The sequence below is a fragment of the Streptomyces sp. NPDC002467 genome (assembly GCF_042889825.1).
Lineage (GTDB): Bacteria > Actinomycetota > Actinomycetes > Streptomycetales > Streptomycetaceae > Streptomyces.
On record NZ_JBIARJ010000006.1, the window covers coordinates 371,871 to 388,222 of the forward strand.

13 protein-coding genes are annotated in these 16,352 nt (G+C 72.4%); 9 read left to right on the top strand and 4 right to left on the bottom strand.

What is annotated here, in order from left to right:
- The first annotated feature begins 196 nt into the window (after nt 1-196).
- From ACFYYJ_RS16015 to ACFYYJ_RS16040, 6 genes are all read left to right on the top strand, one after another.
- Nucleotides 197-1,360, top strand: a complete 1,164-nt coding sequence (locus ACFYYJ_RS16015; RefSeq protein WP_389132675.1) for an ABC transporter substrate-binding protein — start codon at nt 197-199, stop codon at nt 1,358-1,360.
- A complete protein-coding gene (locus ACFYYJ_RS16020; protein ID WP_389132677.1) occupies nt 1,360-2,262 on the top strand; it encodes an ABC transporter permease in 903 nt (300 codons plus the stop codon). Before ACFYYJ_RS16015 ends, ACFYYJ_RS16020 begins: the two co-directional genes overlap by 1 nt.
- Complete coding sequence (locus ACFYYJ_RS16025; protein ID WP_389132680.1) at nt 2,250-3,152, top strand: ABC transporter permease; 903 nt, start codon at nt 2,250-2,252, stop codon at nt 3,150-3,152. Before ACFYYJ_RS16020 ends, ACFYYJ_RS16025 begins: the two co-directional genes overlap by 13 nt.
- A 6-nt stretch (nt 3,153-3,158) precedes the next feature.
- Nucleotides 3,159-4,256 carry an ABC transporter ATP-binding protein gene (locus ACFYYJ_RS16030; RefSeq protein WP_389132683.1) on the top strand — a complete coding sequence of 366 codons (1,098 nt, stop codon included), beginning with the start codon at nt 3,159-3,161 and terminating at the stop codon, nt 4,254-4,256.
- 26 nt (nt 4,257-4,282) lie between these two features.
- Nucleotides 4,283-4,915: an HAD family hydrolase gene (locus ACFYYJ_RS16035; RefSeq protein ID WP_385125195.1), complete on the top strand. Its 633-nt coding sequence runs from the start codon at nt 4,283-4,285 to the stop codon at nt 4,913-4,915.
- Nucleotides 4,916-5,196: 281 nt separating this feature from the next.
- Entirely contained in the window at nt 5,197-7,188 is a 1,992-nt protein-coding gene (locus ACFYYJ_RS16040; protein WP_389132686.1) for a calcium-binding protein, read from the top strand.
- Nucleotides 7,189-7,237: 49 nt separating this feature from the next.
- Here the strand turns inward: ACFYYJ_RS16040 and ACFYYJ_RS16045 are convergent, their stop codons facing one another.
- Nucleotides 7,238-7,747 (bottom strand): hypothetical protein, encoded by a 510-nt coding sequence (locus ACFYYJ_RS16045; protein ID WP_385125177.1) that lies wholly within the window; start codon nt 7,745-7,747, stop codon nt 7,238-7,240.
- 86 nt (nt 7,748-7,833) lie between these two features.
- Here ACFYYJ_RS16045 and ACFYYJ_RS16050 point away from each other — a divergent pair, with 86 nt between their 5' ends.
- Nucleotides 7,834-8,940 (top strand): DUF2330 domain-containing protein, encoded by a 1,107-nt coding sequence (locus tag ACFYYJ_RS16050; RefSeq protein WP_389132690.1) that lies wholly within the window; start codon nt 7,834-7,836, stop codon nt 8,938-8,940.
- Here ACFYYJ_RS16050 and ACFYYJ_RS16055 read toward each other — a convergent pair.
- From ACFYYJ_RS16055 to ACFYYJ_RS16065, 3 genes are all read right to left on the bottom strand, one after another.
- Nucleotides 8,937-10,508, bottom strand: a complete 1,572-nt coding sequence (locus ACFYYJ_RS16055; RefSeq protein WP_389132692.1) for a carboxylesterase/lipase family protein — start codon at nt 10,506-10,508, stop codon at nt 8,937-8,939. The genes ACFYYJ_RS16050 and ACFYYJ_RS16055 overlap by 4 nt on opposite strands.
- Nucleotides 10,505-11,419: a 5'/3'-nucleotidase SurE gene (surE, locus tag ACFYYJ_RS16060; protein WP_389132695.1), complete on the bottom strand. Its 915-nt coding sequence runs from the start codon at nt 11,417-11,419 to the stop codon at nt 10,505-10,507. The genes ACFYYJ_RS16055 and surE overlap by 4 nt, the downstream gene beginning before the upstream one ends.
- Nucleotides 11,420-11,518: 99 nt before the next feature.
- Nucleotides 11,519-12,790, bottom strand: coding sequence for an MFS transporter (locus ACFYYJ_RS16065; protein WP_389132698.1), 1,272 nt, complete (start codon nt 12,788-12,790; stop codon nt 11,519-11,521).
- Between the two features lie 1,135 nt (nt 12,791-13,925).
- Here ACFYYJ_RS16065 and ACFYYJ_RS16070 point away from each other — a divergent pair.
- Together ACFYYJ_RS16070 and ACFYYJ_RS16075 are read left to right on the top strand one after the other, a co-directional pair.
- A complete protein-coding gene (locus tag ACFYYJ_RS16070; protein ID WP_389132701.1) occupies nt 13,926-14,636 on the top strand; it encodes a phosphatase PAP2 family protein in 711 nt (236 codons plus the stop codon).
- A gap of 100 nt (nt 14,637-14,736) precedes the next feature.
- Nucleotides 14,737-16,284, top strand: coding sequence for a carboxylesterase/lipase family protein (locus ACFYYJ_RS16075; protein ID WP_389132703.1), 1,548 nt, complete (start codon nt 14,737-14,739; stop codon nt 16,282-16,284).
- Nucleotides 16,285-16,352 lie beyond the last annotated feature (68 nt).

Below are 16,352 nucleotides of genomic sequence, written 5' to 3' on the forward strand. Positions count from 1 at the left end.
TACGGATCACCCCTGCGGTGCCCACGCTCATGATCATTCCAACATGCCTTGTCACGACTTCTTTCGGTCATTGTCGTGTCTTCGTCGAGTCGTGCCTCCCGGTCCAGACTCCGTTCACCGTCCGTACAGTGAGGCCGGGCGAACTGGAGCCAACTTGTTCAGACAAGTGAACCCCACTAAGTCTCCGGGAGAGACCGTGCTCAGTTCCTCCGCCCGTCGCGGTGCGGCCGTACTGCTCAGCGCCGCCGTCCTCACCACGCTCAGCGCGTGTGGCGCCGCCCCCGACAACAAGGCCACCGGTGCCGACGGTGCCAAGAACGGCGCGAAGCCGGCCACCGCCACCTCGGTCGCCGATTTCGGCTCGCTGGAAGCCCTCGTCGCCGCCGCGCAGAAGGAGGGCAAGCTCAACGTCATCGCCCTGCCGCCGGACTGGGCGAACTACGGCGAGATCATCAAGGCCTTCGAGGCCAAGTACAAGATCAAGGTCAACAGCGAGAACCCGGACGCCTCCAGCTCCGACGAGATCGCCGCCGTCAAGTCCCGCAAGGGCCAGGACCGCGCCCCGGACGTCCTCGACCTCGGCATCGCCTTCGCCCGCAGCGGCGCCGGCGAGAACCTCTTCGCCCCGTACAAGGTCGCCGCCTGGGACAAGATCCCGGCCGGTCAGAAGGACGCCGACGGCCGCTGGTACAACGACTACGGCGGCTACGTCTCCATCGGCTGCGACGCCGCGAAGATCACCACCTGCCCGCAGACCTTCGCCGAGCTGCTGGGGCCCGAGTACAAGGGCAAGGTCGCGCTCAACGGCAACCCCACCAAGTCCGGTTCGGCCTTCGGCGGCGTCTACGCGGCGGCCCTCGCCAACAAGGGCTCCTTCGCCGACATCCAGCCGGGCATCGACTTCTTCGGTCAGCTGCGCAAGAGCGGGAACTTCATCCCGGTCGAGTCCACCCCGGCCACCGTAGAGAAGGGCGAGACGCCCATCTCCATCGACTGGGACTACCTGAACGCCGGCTACGCCGAGCAGTTCAAGGGCAAGGGCGTCGACTGGAAGGTCGCCGTCCCCACCGACGGCGTCTACGCCCAGTTCTACTCGCAGGCCATCAACAAGGAGGCCCCGAACCCGGCCGCCGCCCGCCTGTGGATGGAGTTCCTCTACAGCGCCGAGGGCCAGAACCTGTGGCTGAAGGGGCACGCCCGCCCGGTCCTGCTCCCCGTCATGACGCAGGACGGCACCGTCGACAAGGACGCCGTCACCAAGCTCCCGCAGGTCCAGGGCACCCCGTCCTTCCCGGCCTCGACCGAGCTCGACAAGGCCAAGGCCACCCTCGCCGAGAAGTGGGACAAGGCCCTCTCCTGATGTCCACCACCACCCCTCGTCCCGTGGGGACCGCCGGCGGCAGCACCAGCCGCCGCCGGCGGCGCGGTCCGCGCACCTGGCTCGCGACCCTCCCCCTCCTCGTCTTCACCGGGCTCTGCTTCGGCATCCCGCTCGGCGCCATGGCCTTCGGCGCGGTCACCCGCACCGACCCCGACGGCGGCGCCACCCAGCTGACCGGCGAACGCCTCGCCCGCTCGCTCCAGGGCCCCTACCTCGGCTCGCTCATCGGCAGCGTCCAGCTCTCCGCCCTCACCGCACTGATCGGCGGAGTGCTCGGCGTCGTCATCGCGCAGGCCGTGGTCACCTCCCGCTCCACCGCCCTGCGCAGCGCCGCGCTCACCGCCTCGGGCGTGCTGGCCAACTTCGGCGGCGTGCCCCTCGCGTTCGCGTTCATCGCCACCGCGGGCATCTCCGGAGTCCTCACCCAGCTCGGCAACCTCACCGACCTCGGCTGGAACCTGTACTCCTTCACCGGCCTCACCGTGGTCTACCTGTACTTCCTCATCCCCCTCATGGTGCTGGTCATCGCCCCGGCACTGGAGGGACTGCGCCCCCAGTGGCGCGAGGCCGCCCAGAACAGCGGCGCCACCGGATGGCAGTTCTGGCGCCACGTGGGCCTGCCCGTGCTCGCACCCTCCCTGCTCGGCGGATTCGTCCTGCTCTTCGGTACCGCCTTCGCCGCGCACGCCACGGCCGCCGCGCTCGTCGGCGGTTCCGTACCGCTGGTCACGCTCAAGATCGCGGACGCGCTGTCCGGGAACGTGCTCACCGGCCAGGAGAACGTGGCCCTCGCCCTCGGCCTCGACATGATCCTGATCGCCGGCCTGGTCATGGCGGTCTACCTGCCCCTCCAGCGACGGAGCGCCCGATGGCTGCGATGACCCCCACCGCCACCCGCACCCCCGAGCAGGCCGAAGCCCCGGCGAAGACCGCCCGGTCCCGGCCCCGCCCGAGGATCTGGCGCGGAGCCGTCCTCCTCCTGGCGGGGACCTACTTCCTCCTCCCGCTCGTCGCCTCCTTCGTCTTCACCGTGCACGTGCCCGGCCAGGGCGTAACCTTCGAGGCGTACACCGAACTGCTGGCAGCCGAAGGCTTCACCCAGAGCCTGCTCCTCTCCCTCGGCCTCGCCGCCACCACCATCGCGCTGTCGCTGCTGCTCGCGGTGCCGGCGCTGGTCGCCGTACGCATCGGCTCCCCGAGGCTGCGGCCCGTCGTCGAGGTGATGTGCATGCTCCCGCTGGTGGTCCCGCCGATCGCGCTGGTCACCGGCATCACCACCGTGCTGCGCTGGGGACCGGAACACCTGTCGCGGACCCCGCTCTACCAGACGTTCATCGCCGTCCAGAACGAGAACTTCCCCGTCGTCCTGGTCCTCGCCTACACGGTGCTGGCGCTCCCGTTCGTCTACCGCTCGCTCGACGCCGGCCTGCGCGCCGTCGACGTCCCCACCCTCGTCGAAGCAGCCCGCAGCTGTGGTGCGAGCTGGCCGCACGTCGTGCTGCGCGTGCTCCTGCCGAACCTGCGGGCCTCCCTGGCCGGCGCCGCCTTCCTCACCCTGGCCCTGGTGCTCGGCGAGTTCACCATCGCCTCCCTGCTGGGCTTCAGGCCCTTCGCGGTGTGGATCGTCTCCATCTCCGGAGCCCAGGCCCGGATGTCGGTGGCCGTCTCCATCCTCAGCCTCCTGATCACCTGGCTGCTGCTGCTCGCCCTCTCACGGGCCGGGACCAACCCCACCACCGCAGCGGCCACCACCTCCCGCAAGGAGCCCTGACCTCCCATGTCCACCACCCTCCCCGCGGCCAGGAAGCCCCTGGACCCCGCCGAGCCCACCGGTGGAGCGCGCGTCGAGTTCCGCGGCCTGCGCCGGGCCTTCGGCTCCACGGTCGCCCTCGACGGACTCGACCTGACCGTCGAACCCGGCGAACTCATCGCCCTGCTCGGCCCGTCCGGCTGCGGGAAGACCACCGCGCTGCGCGTCGTCGCCGGCTTCGAACAGCCCGACTCCGGCGAAGTCCTCGTCGACGGACAGGACATCACCCGCGTCCCGGCCAACCGCCGCGACGCCGGCATGGTCTTCCAGTCGTACAGCCTCTTCCCGAACCTCAACGCCCGCGACAACGTCGCCTTCGGCCTGCGCGTCCGCAAGGTCGGAGCCGCACAGCGCCGCGAACGCGCCGCCGAACTCCTCGACCTGGTGGGCCTGCCCGACCACGGCGACCGCTACCCGCACCAGATGTCCGGCGGCCAGCAGCAGCGCGTTGCCCTCGCCCGCGCCCTGGCCCTGCGCCCGCGCGTGCTCCTGCTGGACGAGCCGCTGTCCGCGCTGGACGCCAAGGTACGGACGAACCTGCGCGAGGAGATCCGCCGCCTCCAGCTCTCCCTCGGCATCACGACGATCTTCGTGACGCACGACCAGGAGGAGGCCCTGTCCATGGCCGACCGGGTCGCCGTCCTCAACGCCGGCAAGCTCGAACAGTGCGCCGCCCCGGCCGAACTGTACGAACGCCCCGCGACCCCGTTCGTCGCCGAGTTCGTCGGCACCATGAACCGCCTGCCCGGACGCCTCACCGACTCCGGCCTCGTCGAGGTCGCCGGTTCGCGCCTGCCCGTCGACGGCCCTGTCCCGTCCACGCCGGACGTCGAGGTCCTCGTACGCCCCGAGAACGTGACGGCGAGCGCCGACGCCGAAGGCACCGCCACCGTCGTCTCCGCCTCCTTCTTCGGCGCCGTCACCCGCCTCCACTTGGAACTGCCCGGCGGCGTGGCCGTCAAGGCCGACCTCGCCTCGCGGGACGCGGAAGCCCTGGTCCCCGGCGCGCGGGCGGCCGTCGCGCTCGCCGAGCGCCCCGTGCTCGTCGTGGGGAGGTCCGCGTGAACGCCCCCGCCGCGGTCCTGTTCGACATGGACGGCACCCTCGTCGACACCGAGGTGCTGTGGTGGCGGACCACCGAGGAGGTGGCGGACTCCCTCGGCCACCGGCTCACCGACGCGGACGCGCCGGAGGTCGTCGGCCGCGCGGTCGAGGACACCGCCGCACACCTCGTCCGGGTCGCGCGAGGGGGAGACCAGGACGAGGTGGCCCTCGCCCTCACCGAGAACTTCTTCCGCAAGGTGGAGGCCGGGGCACCGATGCGGCCCGGCGCGCAGCGACTGCTGTCCGTACTGGAGGCGGAGGGCGTGCCCTTCGCCCTGGTCAGCGCCTCACCGCGGGTGGTCGTGGACTCGGTGGTCGGGGGCTCCCTGGCCCACGTCCCCTTCGCCTTCACGATGTCCGCCGACGACACCTCCCGCACCAAGCCGCACCCCGACCCCTACCGGACGGCCGCCGAGCGGCTGGGCCTCGTACCGGAGGCGTGCGTGGCGGTGGAGGACTCCCCGGACGGCGCGGCCTCCGCCGAGGCCGCGGGCTGCGGGCTCCTGATCGTCCCCTCCCTGCTCGCGGTCCCGCGCTCCCCGCGACGGACCTTCGTGGACTCCCTGGAGGAGGTCACCCCGGCCCTGCTGCGCGAATGCCTGGCGGGTGCGCCCTCGTAGTCGGCCCTCGGCAGGGGCGCAGACCGGTCGGTCCCGATGCGCGTGCGCCCGTGCCACGACGGATCATCAGGTGATCAGTGGCATATCCCCCGGGGGTGTGGACCCCGGCGCCCAGTGGGCGCAGTACAGCCCGGTCGTGGAGAGCGCCCCGTGAACACGGCGCCACACTGTCGCACGCCCGCTCCACGTGGGATGGAGGGCGGGAAGCAGACAGGCTGACAGGCTGAGAGGTCCGCATGCCCATGTTCACATCTCCGCTACGAACGGCGTACCGCCGGTTCGTGGCCCGACGCAGGCGGTCACGGGCCGTCCGGGCAGGGGCCGTCGCGGTCGCCTGTCTGGCGCTCGTACTGTCCCTGCCCGGCACCGCGACGGCCGCCCCCGGTGACCTGGACCCGACCTTCAGCGGCGACGGCAGGGTGCTGACCGACTTCGGCAGCGGTTTCGACAGCGGCGACGAGATGGCGCAGGCACCCGACGGCCGGCTCGTCGTCGCCGGCTCGACCTCCGACGAGACGACGCTCGGCGACTTCGCGGTGGCCCGGTACAACCCCGACGGCAGCCTGGACACCACCTTCGGCGGCGACGGCCGGGTGACCACCGACATCTCCGGCACCGGCATGCAGGACGACGCCTACGGAGTGGCGGTCCAGCCGGACCGCAAGGTCGTCGTGGTCGGCAGCAGTTGGAAGGAGTACGAGAACTGCTGCTGGTTCACGCTGGTCCGCTACAACGAGAACGGCACCCTCGACACCACCTTCGGCGGCGACGGCATCGTGACCACCGACTTCGGCGGTGGCCCGAACGAGGCCTACGAAGTGGTGCTGCGGCCCGACGGCAGGATCCTCGCCATGGGCACGACCGGCGGCAGGTTCGCCCTGGCCCAGTTCAACCCCGACGGCAGCCGGGACACCACCTTCGGCGGCGGCGACGGCGAGGTGACCACCGATCCGGCTCCGGAGTCCGCGGAGGAAGGGGGCACGGGTCGCACCGTGACGCTCCAGCCCGACGGCAAGATCGTCGCAGGCGGCGATGTCGGGACGACCCGCTTCGACTTCGCCCTGATCCGCTACAACGCCGACGGCAGCCTGGACACCACGTTCGACGGCGACGGCATCGTGCGGACCGATTTCGGTGACTACGAGCAAGTAGAGGCACTGGCCGTGCAGCCCGACGGCAAGATCGTCGCCGCCGGCGGTGACTCGATGGCCCGCTACCTGCCGGGCGGCAGCCTGGACACCGGTTTCGACGGCGACGGCAGGGTCACCCTGCCCGTCCCGGTCGACGACATGGTTCTGGCCTCCGGCGGCAAGATCGTCCTCGCCGGAGGCAACGGGCCCGGCGGAGACTTCGCCGTTCTGCGGCACAACGCGGACGGCAGCCCGGACAACAGCTTCGGTGGCGACGGCATGGTGACCACCGACTTCGGCGGCGCCGACTGGGCGCACGGCCTGGTCCTGCAGTCCGACGCGAAGATCGTCGCCGCCGGAGGGGGCGGGCCGGACGGCGACTTCACGCTGGCCCGCTACGACGGAGGCACCGAACCGCCGCCCCCGCCACCCGCGCGGGCGGACCTCTCGGTCAGCCAGTCGGGGACGACCCAGCTCAGCCTCGGCAATCGGGCCACCTACACCGTCCGGGTCGCCAACGCCTCCGGATCCACCGCGTCGGCCACCGGCATCACGCTGTCCGACACCGTCTCCGGAGCGGGCGCGACACTCGTCTCGGCCACGACCTCCAGCGGCAGCTGCACCACCACCTTCACCAGCGCCAACTGCACGCTGAGTTCGCTGCTCCCGGGCGCGAGCGCGACGGTCACCGTCACCGTGGAACCCCGGTCGACCGGCACCGTCACGAACAGGGCCACGGTCGCCGCCATGGAGCAGGACCCGGTCCCCGCCAACAACACCGCCACGGCGACGACCGCCGTGAACAACAGCCGCGGCTGCACGATCATCGGCACCAGCGCGGGTGAGACGATCGTCGGCACGAACGGCAACGACGTGATCTGCGGCCTCGGCGGCAACGACACCATCCGCGGCGGCAACGGCTCCGACGTGCTCTACGGCGACGTCGGCAACGACAACGTCGACGGCGGCAACGGCAACGACACCCTGTACGGCGGCGCCGGAAACGACACACTGACCGGGTCCTACGGCTCCGACCGGCTCAACACCGTCGATGGCGTGTCCGGCAACGACACGGCCAACGGCGGACCCAACTTCGACACCTGCACCACGGACTCGGGGGACACCCGCATCAGCTGCCCTTGACCCGCCAACCCATGGCCGTCGCCGAAGCCCAGGGCCTTCGGCGACGGCTTCAGGCCCGTACGCCGAGGATCTCCAGGATGCCCTCCGCGTACGCGGCGGCCCCCGAACCCGGGGCCGTGGCCAGTTCGCGGCGGAAGCCCTCCGTGCCGGTGCGGATGAAGGCGGCGCACTGGCCGTGCAGTCCCGCCTCATGGGTGCCGCCGTCGTCCACCGTGCACAGCAGAGCCAACAGGGTCCACAGCAGGGCCTCGCGGGTGGCCTGCCGCGGCGGACCCGCGGACCACACGGCCATCAGGACGCCGCACGCCGCCGGCGCGGGCGGCTTCAGGTCCTCCCCGAAGAAGACGTGGCCCTCCAGCGCGCGGAACGCGGAGGGATGCCCCTCGGCGGCATCCCGTACGGCGCCCACCAGATGACCCGCGGAACGACCGCAGCCGCACTCCATCGCATCCCAGTCGTGACGCCGGATCTCCGCCTCCACCGAGTCCGGAACCAGCGGGCTGCGCGCCGGATCGGACTGGCGCCGCAGGGCACGCTGCGGTCTCTCGCTCTCCGTCATGCAGCACAGTATGAGCCCAGGTCGGGCGGGTCTGCGAGGGGGGTGGGAACCGGATCGCACGGGCGTCCGTCCAAGACCCCGTGTGGATGAAACGAAGGATCGCCGCCCTGCTGCTCGCCCTGCTCGCGACCCAGCTGGGCTCCCTCATCAGCCCGGCCTACGCCTGCGGATGCGGAGCCATGGTCCCGTACGGCCAGTCCCGGATCGGCGTCGACCGGGAGACCTCCGCCGTGCGCTGGGACGGCCGCACCGAACAGATCGTCATGCGGTTCGTCGTACGGGGCGACGCTGACCGGGCCGCCTGGATCATGCCGGTCCCGGCACGGGCCACGGTGCAACTCGGCGACGGCAGGCTCTTCGACGAACTGGCTGAACAGACCCGACCCCAGCACAGGACCCGGCACTACTTCTGGCCGCGGAACAAAGACTGGCCGTTCTCGTCGAGCCAGGGCGACGCCGTCGGCGCCGCCCCGCCGACCGCGCGCGCACCGGGAGTCGGCGTCGTCGGCCGCGAACAACTCGGCGACTTCGACGTCGCCCGCCTGACCGCCACCGACCCCGACGCCCTGAAGAACTGGCTGGAGTCCAACGGCTTCACCCTTCCCGACCGGCTCGCCACCGAGGTCAAGCCCTACGTCGACCAGAAGTGGGAGTACGTGGCGGTCCGCCTCGCCCCGCGCGAACCCGGCAAGAAACTGAGCGGCCAACTGGACCCGCTGCGGATCGGCTTCGACAGCGACCGGCTGGTCTACCCGATGCGGCTCTCCCGGATGGCCAAGACCCCCCAGTCCCTGGGCCTGTACGTCCTGGCCGAACACCGCATGGAACCGGTCTCCCGGATCGGCGGCTCCGCGCCGGAGGTGACCTTCGCGGGCACGGTCACCCCCGCCGGCGGCCGGCTCGCGGAACTCACCGGAGGCAAGCCGGTGTTCCTCACCGCGATCGACCAGGAGTTCCCGGAACCGGGCCGCATCGACGCCGACCACGAACTGCGCGCCACCGCCAAGGACACCGCCTACCGCCGGACCGTCTACCACGACGAACTGCTCACGGTGGGCGGCGGAGTCCCGGTCTGGCTCCTGACGGTCTCCGCCGCCCTCGTGCTGCTCGCGGTGCCCGGCGTGATCGTGATCCGCCGTCGCCGTCGCCGTCGCCCTCGCCCTCGGCAGGCGCCGACGCCAGAGACGGCCTAGACGCGCGACCGCCAGAACGCGCACTGGTGGTCCGCCTCGAACGAGCGGGTCGTCCGCGTCGCCGCCGGGTCCAGCACGAGCACCGCGGCGTCCGGGCCGGCCGCCGGCCACGCGGTCTGACCCGGCACGACGGGCGAGCCGAAGCGCGCGAAGGCACCCCAGTAGCGCTTCATCCGCGTCCCGAGCTCGACCTGGACCGGAGTCAGAGGCCGCTCGCCCATCGTGAAGTCGTACAGATAGGCCAGCTCCGCACTGTGGGCGTTCGACTCGTCCAGCCCCGGCACCTGCGCCCCGGCGAGCGTCGGCGAGTCCGGATCGTCGAACTCGTAGACGTACGTCGGCACTTGCGAGGCGAACGTCCGGGCCGTCCACGCGGTGTGGCAGGCGAAGGACGAATCGGTCATCACCGCCGACAGCGCCAGGTACGGCGAGCCGTACGCCGACACCGGATAGCGGGCCAGCACCTCGGGACCCGCCGCCCCGTGCGTCGCCAGGACCTGAGCCGTGTACTCCTGCTCCGTCAGCCGGGGCTGCGTCAGCGCGACGAAGAACCGGGCTTCCGAACGGGTGCTCCCGATCAGGACCGGAACCTTGTTCCACGTCCCGCTCCCGATCGCCGCCGCCGGATCGACCGGCAGCAGCCCGTCACCCGAAGCCGGCCCCGAGGTGGGCAGTGCTCCTGCCGCCCCCACCAGGGCCGCCGCCGGGACGGTACGCAGGCACGCGGCGACCGCGGCCCGGTCCGCGCACCCGGCCTTCTCGACGAAGGCCCGCGCATCGGCCTCGGCCCGCGCGCCGTCGGGCGTGCGCAGCAAGGTGCACGGCCCGCTCTGCAGCACGGCCCGGTGGAACAGACCGGAGGCCGACGGCGCGGCCAGCAGCGCGCAGACCGAACCACTGCCCGCGGACTGACCCGAGACGGTCACGCTGCCCGGATTTCCGCCGAAGGCGGCGATGTTCTCACGCGTCCACCGCAGGGCCGCGAGCTGGTCCATCAGCCCGAAGGAGCCGGACCGGAGCCCGTTCTCCGCGGCCAGTTCGGGCAGGCCCAGATAACCGAGCTGCCCCAGCCGGTAGTTGATGCTCACGACCACGCTCTGCGTGAGATCGGCCATGGTGCGGCCGCCGAACTGCGTTCCCGTGCCCTGGCTGTACGCACCCCCGTGCATCCAGAACACCACCGGGAGGCGCGCACCGGGACGGGCACCCCGGGGCCGGTACACGTCCAGGTACAGGCAGTCCTCGCTCACGGCCTGCGGATCGCGCAGCCCGAACGGCGAGAACTGCACGCACGCCGGGGCCTGGCGCACGGCCTCCCGCACCCCCTGCCACCGGGGCGCCGGCTGCGGGGCCCGCAGCCGGGCGGCCCCGACCGGGGGAGCGGCGTACGGGACACCGAGGAACTCCTCGGCCCCGTCCGCCGGCTGCCCCCGCAGGGCACCCTGCGCCACGGTGACCACCGGGCGCGGGGACCCGCCGGGCAGCGCCCCCGCCGGTACGGCGGGGACGAGCAGGGACGCCACCAGGGCGAGGACCGTGCAGAGCAGGGGTCTCAGCGGGTGCTTCACGGGCGCAGACCGGCGATCAGCGCGGCGGTCACGGCCGTGTCGGCCGGGCCGGTGTTCCAGTCCGCGTTGATGGGGCTGACCGCGATCCGGCCCGCGTTCACGGCCTCGACGTCACCGCCCCTGGCCGCCGGACGCAGCGCCACCTTCACGGTCATCTTCCAGGTGCCGTCACCGGCGTCGGTGTACTCCGGCTCCAGCACGGTCTGCGGGTCCTGGAAGGTGGAGGCCACACCGGCCGCGGTGCCCTTGCCGTCGGAGCCCACGACCGGGTGGTTGACGTTCAGGCCGACGCCCTGGGGCAGCAGCGCCCCGGAGCGGGCCCGCGAGCGCAGCCGGTCGATGAGCTTGACGGCGAAGTCGAGCGTCGGGCCCATCGCGTTGACGGTGGTGACGGGATCGGGCGCGGAAGTGCCCCCGGTGCTCAGCGCGATGGCCGGCACGCCGTGCTCCAGGGCGGCGACGGCGCCGCCGACCGTACCGGAGTGGTTGGCCAGACCCGCCACGTTCGGGCCGAAGTTGGTGCCGGAGACCACCAGGTCGGGGGCCCGGCCGGCGAAGACCTGGGCGAGACCGAAGGCCACCGAGTCGCCCGGAGTGCCGTCCACGGCCCACACCTTGGGCTCGGGGTGCTTCACCGTGACGGAGGGGGAACCCGCCATCTTCGTGCCGGTGCCGCTCTGGTTGGTGAGCGGGGCGACGATCGTGACGTCGTGCCCGGCGGCGGTCAGCCGCTCGAAGGCCTTGCGGATGCCGGGCGCGTTGTACCCGTCGTCATTGGTGAGCAGGATCCGCAGCGGGCCACCGGCCGGGGCCGGCGAGGCCTGCGGATCGGCGAGCGCGGGTGCCGTACCGGCCACGGTCGACGTGCACAGCATCAGGGCGGCCAGGGGCAGAACACGCTTGAGTCTCACGGAGCGCTCCTCGGAAGGGAGTTGCAGCGGACGAGGGTGAACCGGTTGGAGACCGGCGGACGCGCGACCCTCGGCGCGCGCCCGCCGGAGCAGGAGGGTTCAGCGCACGCTGCGGATCGGGAGGATGGCGAGCGCGCCGATCAGGGAGAGGGCTCCGCCGACCAGGAAGAGCGGGGTGTAGCCGCCCAGGGTGGTGACGATCGCGGAGGCGACGAAGGGGGCGATGATCTGCGGTCCGGCGTTCGCGATGTTGAGCACGCCCATGTCACGGGCGGCGTCCTCGGCGCTGGGGAGGACCAGGGTGACGAGCGCGGTGTCGACGGCCATGAAGCAGCCGAAGGCGAGCCCGTTGAGCGCGCTGAACACGAGCATCCCCGTCCAGGTCGGGCTGACGACAGGGACCACCATGACGAGCCCGGCGAGTGCGGCGGAGACGCCGACGAACACCTTGCGCCGGTCCCAGCGGTCGGACAGCATCCCGCCGAGCAGGGTGGAGACCGCCATCGCGACCATCGACACCGGGGTGAGCACGGCCATCGCGGCAGGCGGGGTCAGCCCGGCGGGCAGCTCGATGTGGTCGTCGAGGATGTACAGCTGGTAGCCGACGACGGAGAAGTAGCCGAGGACCATCAGGGCGCGGCCGATGAAGGCCCACCGGAAGTCGTGGTTCGCCAAGGCCGAAAGGAAGGCGGCCAGTTGGGCCCCCTTGGGCTTGGCGGTCGTCTCGGGGGCGGGCTCGGTGCGCGGGACGTCCCGGCACAGGGTCGTCAACAGCAACGCGGACACGGCGACGATCGCGCCGAAGACGAGGTAGCCGGCGCGCAGATGGGAGGCCGTCTGCGAGGCGATCAGCACGCCGACCGTGCCGCCGATGGGCAGGCCCAGACCCACCAGGGCGGACGCGGTGCCGCGGCGGGCGACCGGGACGCGGTCGGGCACGATCGCGGTGACGGCGGCCTGGTAGACGTTCATGGTCGCCTGGACCAGACACCAGGCGATGCCGACGAGCAGCGCCGTGGTCACGTTCCCGAGGAAGGCCAGGCAGGCGAGGGCTCCGAGGGCTCCGCCCACGATCCACGGGTTGCGGCGGCCCGTGCGGTCGGAGAGGGCGCCGGCGATCGGGTTGAAGGCGGTCGCGAAGATCGCGCTGATGCCGCCGATGAGGCCGAGGACGGCGACCTTGTTGTCGGGATCGATCGCGGCGACCTGGGTGGGCAGCAGGACGGATCCCACGCCCATGTAGACCGCGAGCAGCGAGGAGTTGGCCACCAGCAGCAGGGTCAGGAGCCCGCGCTGGCGGGGCGGCTCCGCGGGGGTGGCGGCGGTGGCCGGTACGGCCGGATCGGCGACTTCGTTTTCGTGCGTGGCCATGACGACTCCTCGGGGGGACGGAACGGGGAGGTGGCGTGCGAGGGGGAGCGTGTTGTCCCGCGGGCGGACCCCGGGAAGCGGGGTCGCCGGGAGATGTGGCGGACGGGACACGGTGGTGCGGGCTGCGCGACACGGCTGCTGCGAGCCACGAGTTCACTTGGTGTTGTTACACGTGTCACCAAGTGCGCTGGAGACTGTGTAGCACCCATTTCCGGGCTGCACTAGTGCCTGCGGAGGGTCGTTGTGCAGATCGTGACCGACGGGGGAGTCGCCGTGATGTGACGTGTAACCACCGTTTCGAGGCCACTGAACTGCGTCGTCGTGTCGGAAAACCCTCTTGCCCTTGTGGTGGCCGTCACGCATCGGCAATACTCCGTGCCGCACCGCGACGACCCGTCGCCGGCCGCCGCTGCCGGCCGGTGGCTCCCCGGGCGATCCCATCCGGATCCCGCCCGGCACACGCCGCCCGACACCGCACCCTCTCCCCGGCCACCGCCGGGAGGTGCGCCCGGCGTTCGGCGGAGCACCCCGAGTACGCCCCGTACGCGGGCGTCCCGCCGACGCACCGACACTCCGGATCCCCGAACGCCCCCGGGGGCGGCCCGGCGAGACCCCGTGCCGGGGCCTCGCCCTCGCTCCACGGACGGGCGTCCGGCCCGAACCGCGGAACGCCGCGATGCGGCAAAGCGCTCCGGCTCGGCACCGGCGCCCCGGCCCGAGCTCGATCCGCGCCACCGGCTTCGGCTCCGGCCGTGGCCTTGGCGGTGGCCCCCGTCCCGGCCTTGGCCTGAGTGCCGGTCTCGGTCCCGGTGCCGCATCGGCGTCGGCGTCGGCATTCGTACCGGCGTCCGCGTCGGTGCCGGCCGCGCGTCGTGGGCCGGTGCCGCTCCGTCCCCGTCGTTGCACCCCGATCTCCGTCCCCGTCCCCATCCCCTGTCGTCCGTTCCCGTCGCCCGGTTCGCCGTGGCCCCGTCCGCGGGCTCGGGGCCGCGTGGCCCGTGGCCCCGCCGCCGTGGGTCCGCCCCGCTCACCCCCGTATCCCCGCCCGCCGCCGCGCGTCCGCACCGCACCGCACTGCTCGCCCCTCGTACGCCCCGCCCCGCCGCTCGGGGCGGCGATCGTGAAAGGTCCGCTCATGCCACCCGTTTCCCCCTCCGCTCCCTCCCGTGCGCCGCACGCCGCGCCGCCCGCCCGCCATCACCTTCCGGCGGCCCCGCCCCGGTACGCGCTCGGCCTCGGGCTGGGGCTGCTGCTCGTCTCGCTCCTGGTCGCCGTGCTGCTGAGCCTGGGAGGGCGTCCCTTCTTCCAGGGGATCGACGACCGCTGGGCCGCCTCGGTGCACGGCCCCGCCGACGGGATCGTCCTCGTCCTCGACCGGCTCGGCGGTCCGATCGGACTGGTCCTGCCGCTCGGGCTCATCGGCTGCCTCTGCGTATACGGCCGCTGGCGCTCGGGACTGTTCGCCTTCACCGCGGCCGTCGGGGCCAACCTCCTGGCGGTCCTGCCCCTGAAGGCGCTCGCCGACCGCCCGCGCCCTCCGTACCCGGCGGTCCTCGTCAACGACGGTTCGTACCCCTCCGGCCAGGTGTTCAGCGCGGTCGCGCTCGTGTTCGTGGTCGCCGTGCTGGCCTTCCCGCCGCGCGCCCGGCGCTGGTGGTGGCCCGTCGGCGGCGCGTACGTCCTCGCCATGATGGCCAGCCGGACCTGGCTGCACGCCCAGTGGATCACCGACACCATCGCCGGCCTCCTGCTCGGCCTGGGCGTCTGCCTCGTGCTGTGGCGGGCGTTCGCGCCGATGCTGGAGGAGGAGGCGCGGCGCATGGCCTCCGGCACCCTCTGGCTCTGACCAAGGATATGGCGAACCATTGACGGTCGCCAAATTATCGCAATAGTCTCGGGGTGTCGGCCGGCCCGAGTCCGGCGGCGAAGCCAGGAAGGATCTGCTCATGTCTCAATCCCCGGTCCCGGAACACGTGCTGGTGGACCCGCCCGCAGGCTCGCTCCGAGGGGTGGTCGAGGACGGTCTCGCGGTCTTCCGGGCGGTGCCCTACGCCGAACCGCCCGTGGGGGACCTGCGTTGGCGGGCCGCACGGCCGCATCCCGGCTGGAGCGGGGTCCGGGACGCCACCGCGGACGGACCGAGCTCCCCGCAGATGTACCGCGAGGAGGGCGACCCCGTGCTCGGCGGGCACGGGTCGCCCCCCTTCGACGAGGACTGCCTGACCCTCGACATCTGGACGCCGGCCGCCGACGCCGCCCGCCGGCCCGTGCTCGTCTGGATCCACGGCGGCGGCTTCGTCTCCGGTTCCGGCTCGCTGCCCTGCTACTCCGGCGCGACCTTCGCGCGCGACGGCGACCTCGTCGTGGTGAGCGTCAACTACCGCATCGGGCCGCTGGGTTACCTGTACCTCGGCCCGTACGGAGACGCGCCCGAGGAGGGCGGCAACCACTGGCTCACCGACCAACTCGCCGCCCTGCGCTGGGTGAAGGAGAACATCGCCTCCTTCGGCGGCGACCCGGACATGATCACCGTCGCCGGCCAGTCCGGCGGCGCCGTCTCCACCGCCGCCCTCGTGGGACACCCGCGGGCGAGCGGTCTGATCCGACGGGTCGTCCTGCAGAGCCCGCCCCTCGGGCTGGAGTTCCCCGAACCGGAGGCCTACCTCGAACGCACCGCCGCGTACCTGGAGATGTGCGGGGCCAAGGACGTCCACGGACTGCGCGCCCTCCCCTGGCAGGACCTGATCGCCGCGGGCGCGGGACTGTTCGCGCACACGATGCGGTGGGGGTACTGGCCGACGCCGTTCCTGCCCGTGATCGACGGGATCACCCTCCGCCACCATCCGGCCGAATCGCTGCTCCGGGCCGAGGCCGCCGGCATCGACGTGGTCGTCGGGTGGACGCGCGAGGAGGCCAACTTCGGCTTCGCCCTCGACGAGGGGTACGCCGCCGCCACCCGCGAGGAAGTCACGGACCGGATCGCGCGGACCTTCGGGGCGCCCTCGGCCCCCGGGGTGTACGCGGCCTACGAGCGGACCCGCCCCGGATCCCGCCCGGCCGACGTGCTCATGGACCTCATCACCGACGAGCTCTTCAGGATCCCGGCGGTCCGGCTGGCCGAGGCCATGGCCGAGGCGGGACGGCCCGTGCGCGCCTACCAGTTCGACCTGCCGACCCCCGCGCACGAGGGTCGGCTCGGCGCCGCGCACTGCCTCGAACTCCCCTTCGTCTTCGACAATTTCGACCAGTGGGCGCACGCCCCGTTCCTGGCCGGGCTCGCACCCGCCGTCCGGGACGGCCTCGCCCACACGATGCACCGGGCCTGGATCGCCTTCGTCCGCACCGGCGACCCGAACCACCCGGACATGCCGGCCTGGCCCCCGTACGACACGGGGACCCGCACCACGATGCGCTTCGACTCGGTCGTGACGGCCCTCGGCGACCTCGCCGGTGACTCCCGGCTCCTCTTCGGCCCCGTGCAGCCGTCCGTGTAACCCGGATCACCGGCTGTAACTCGTGTAACCTGACAGGGAAAGGTCGGAGCGAGCGGCACACGAGCGGC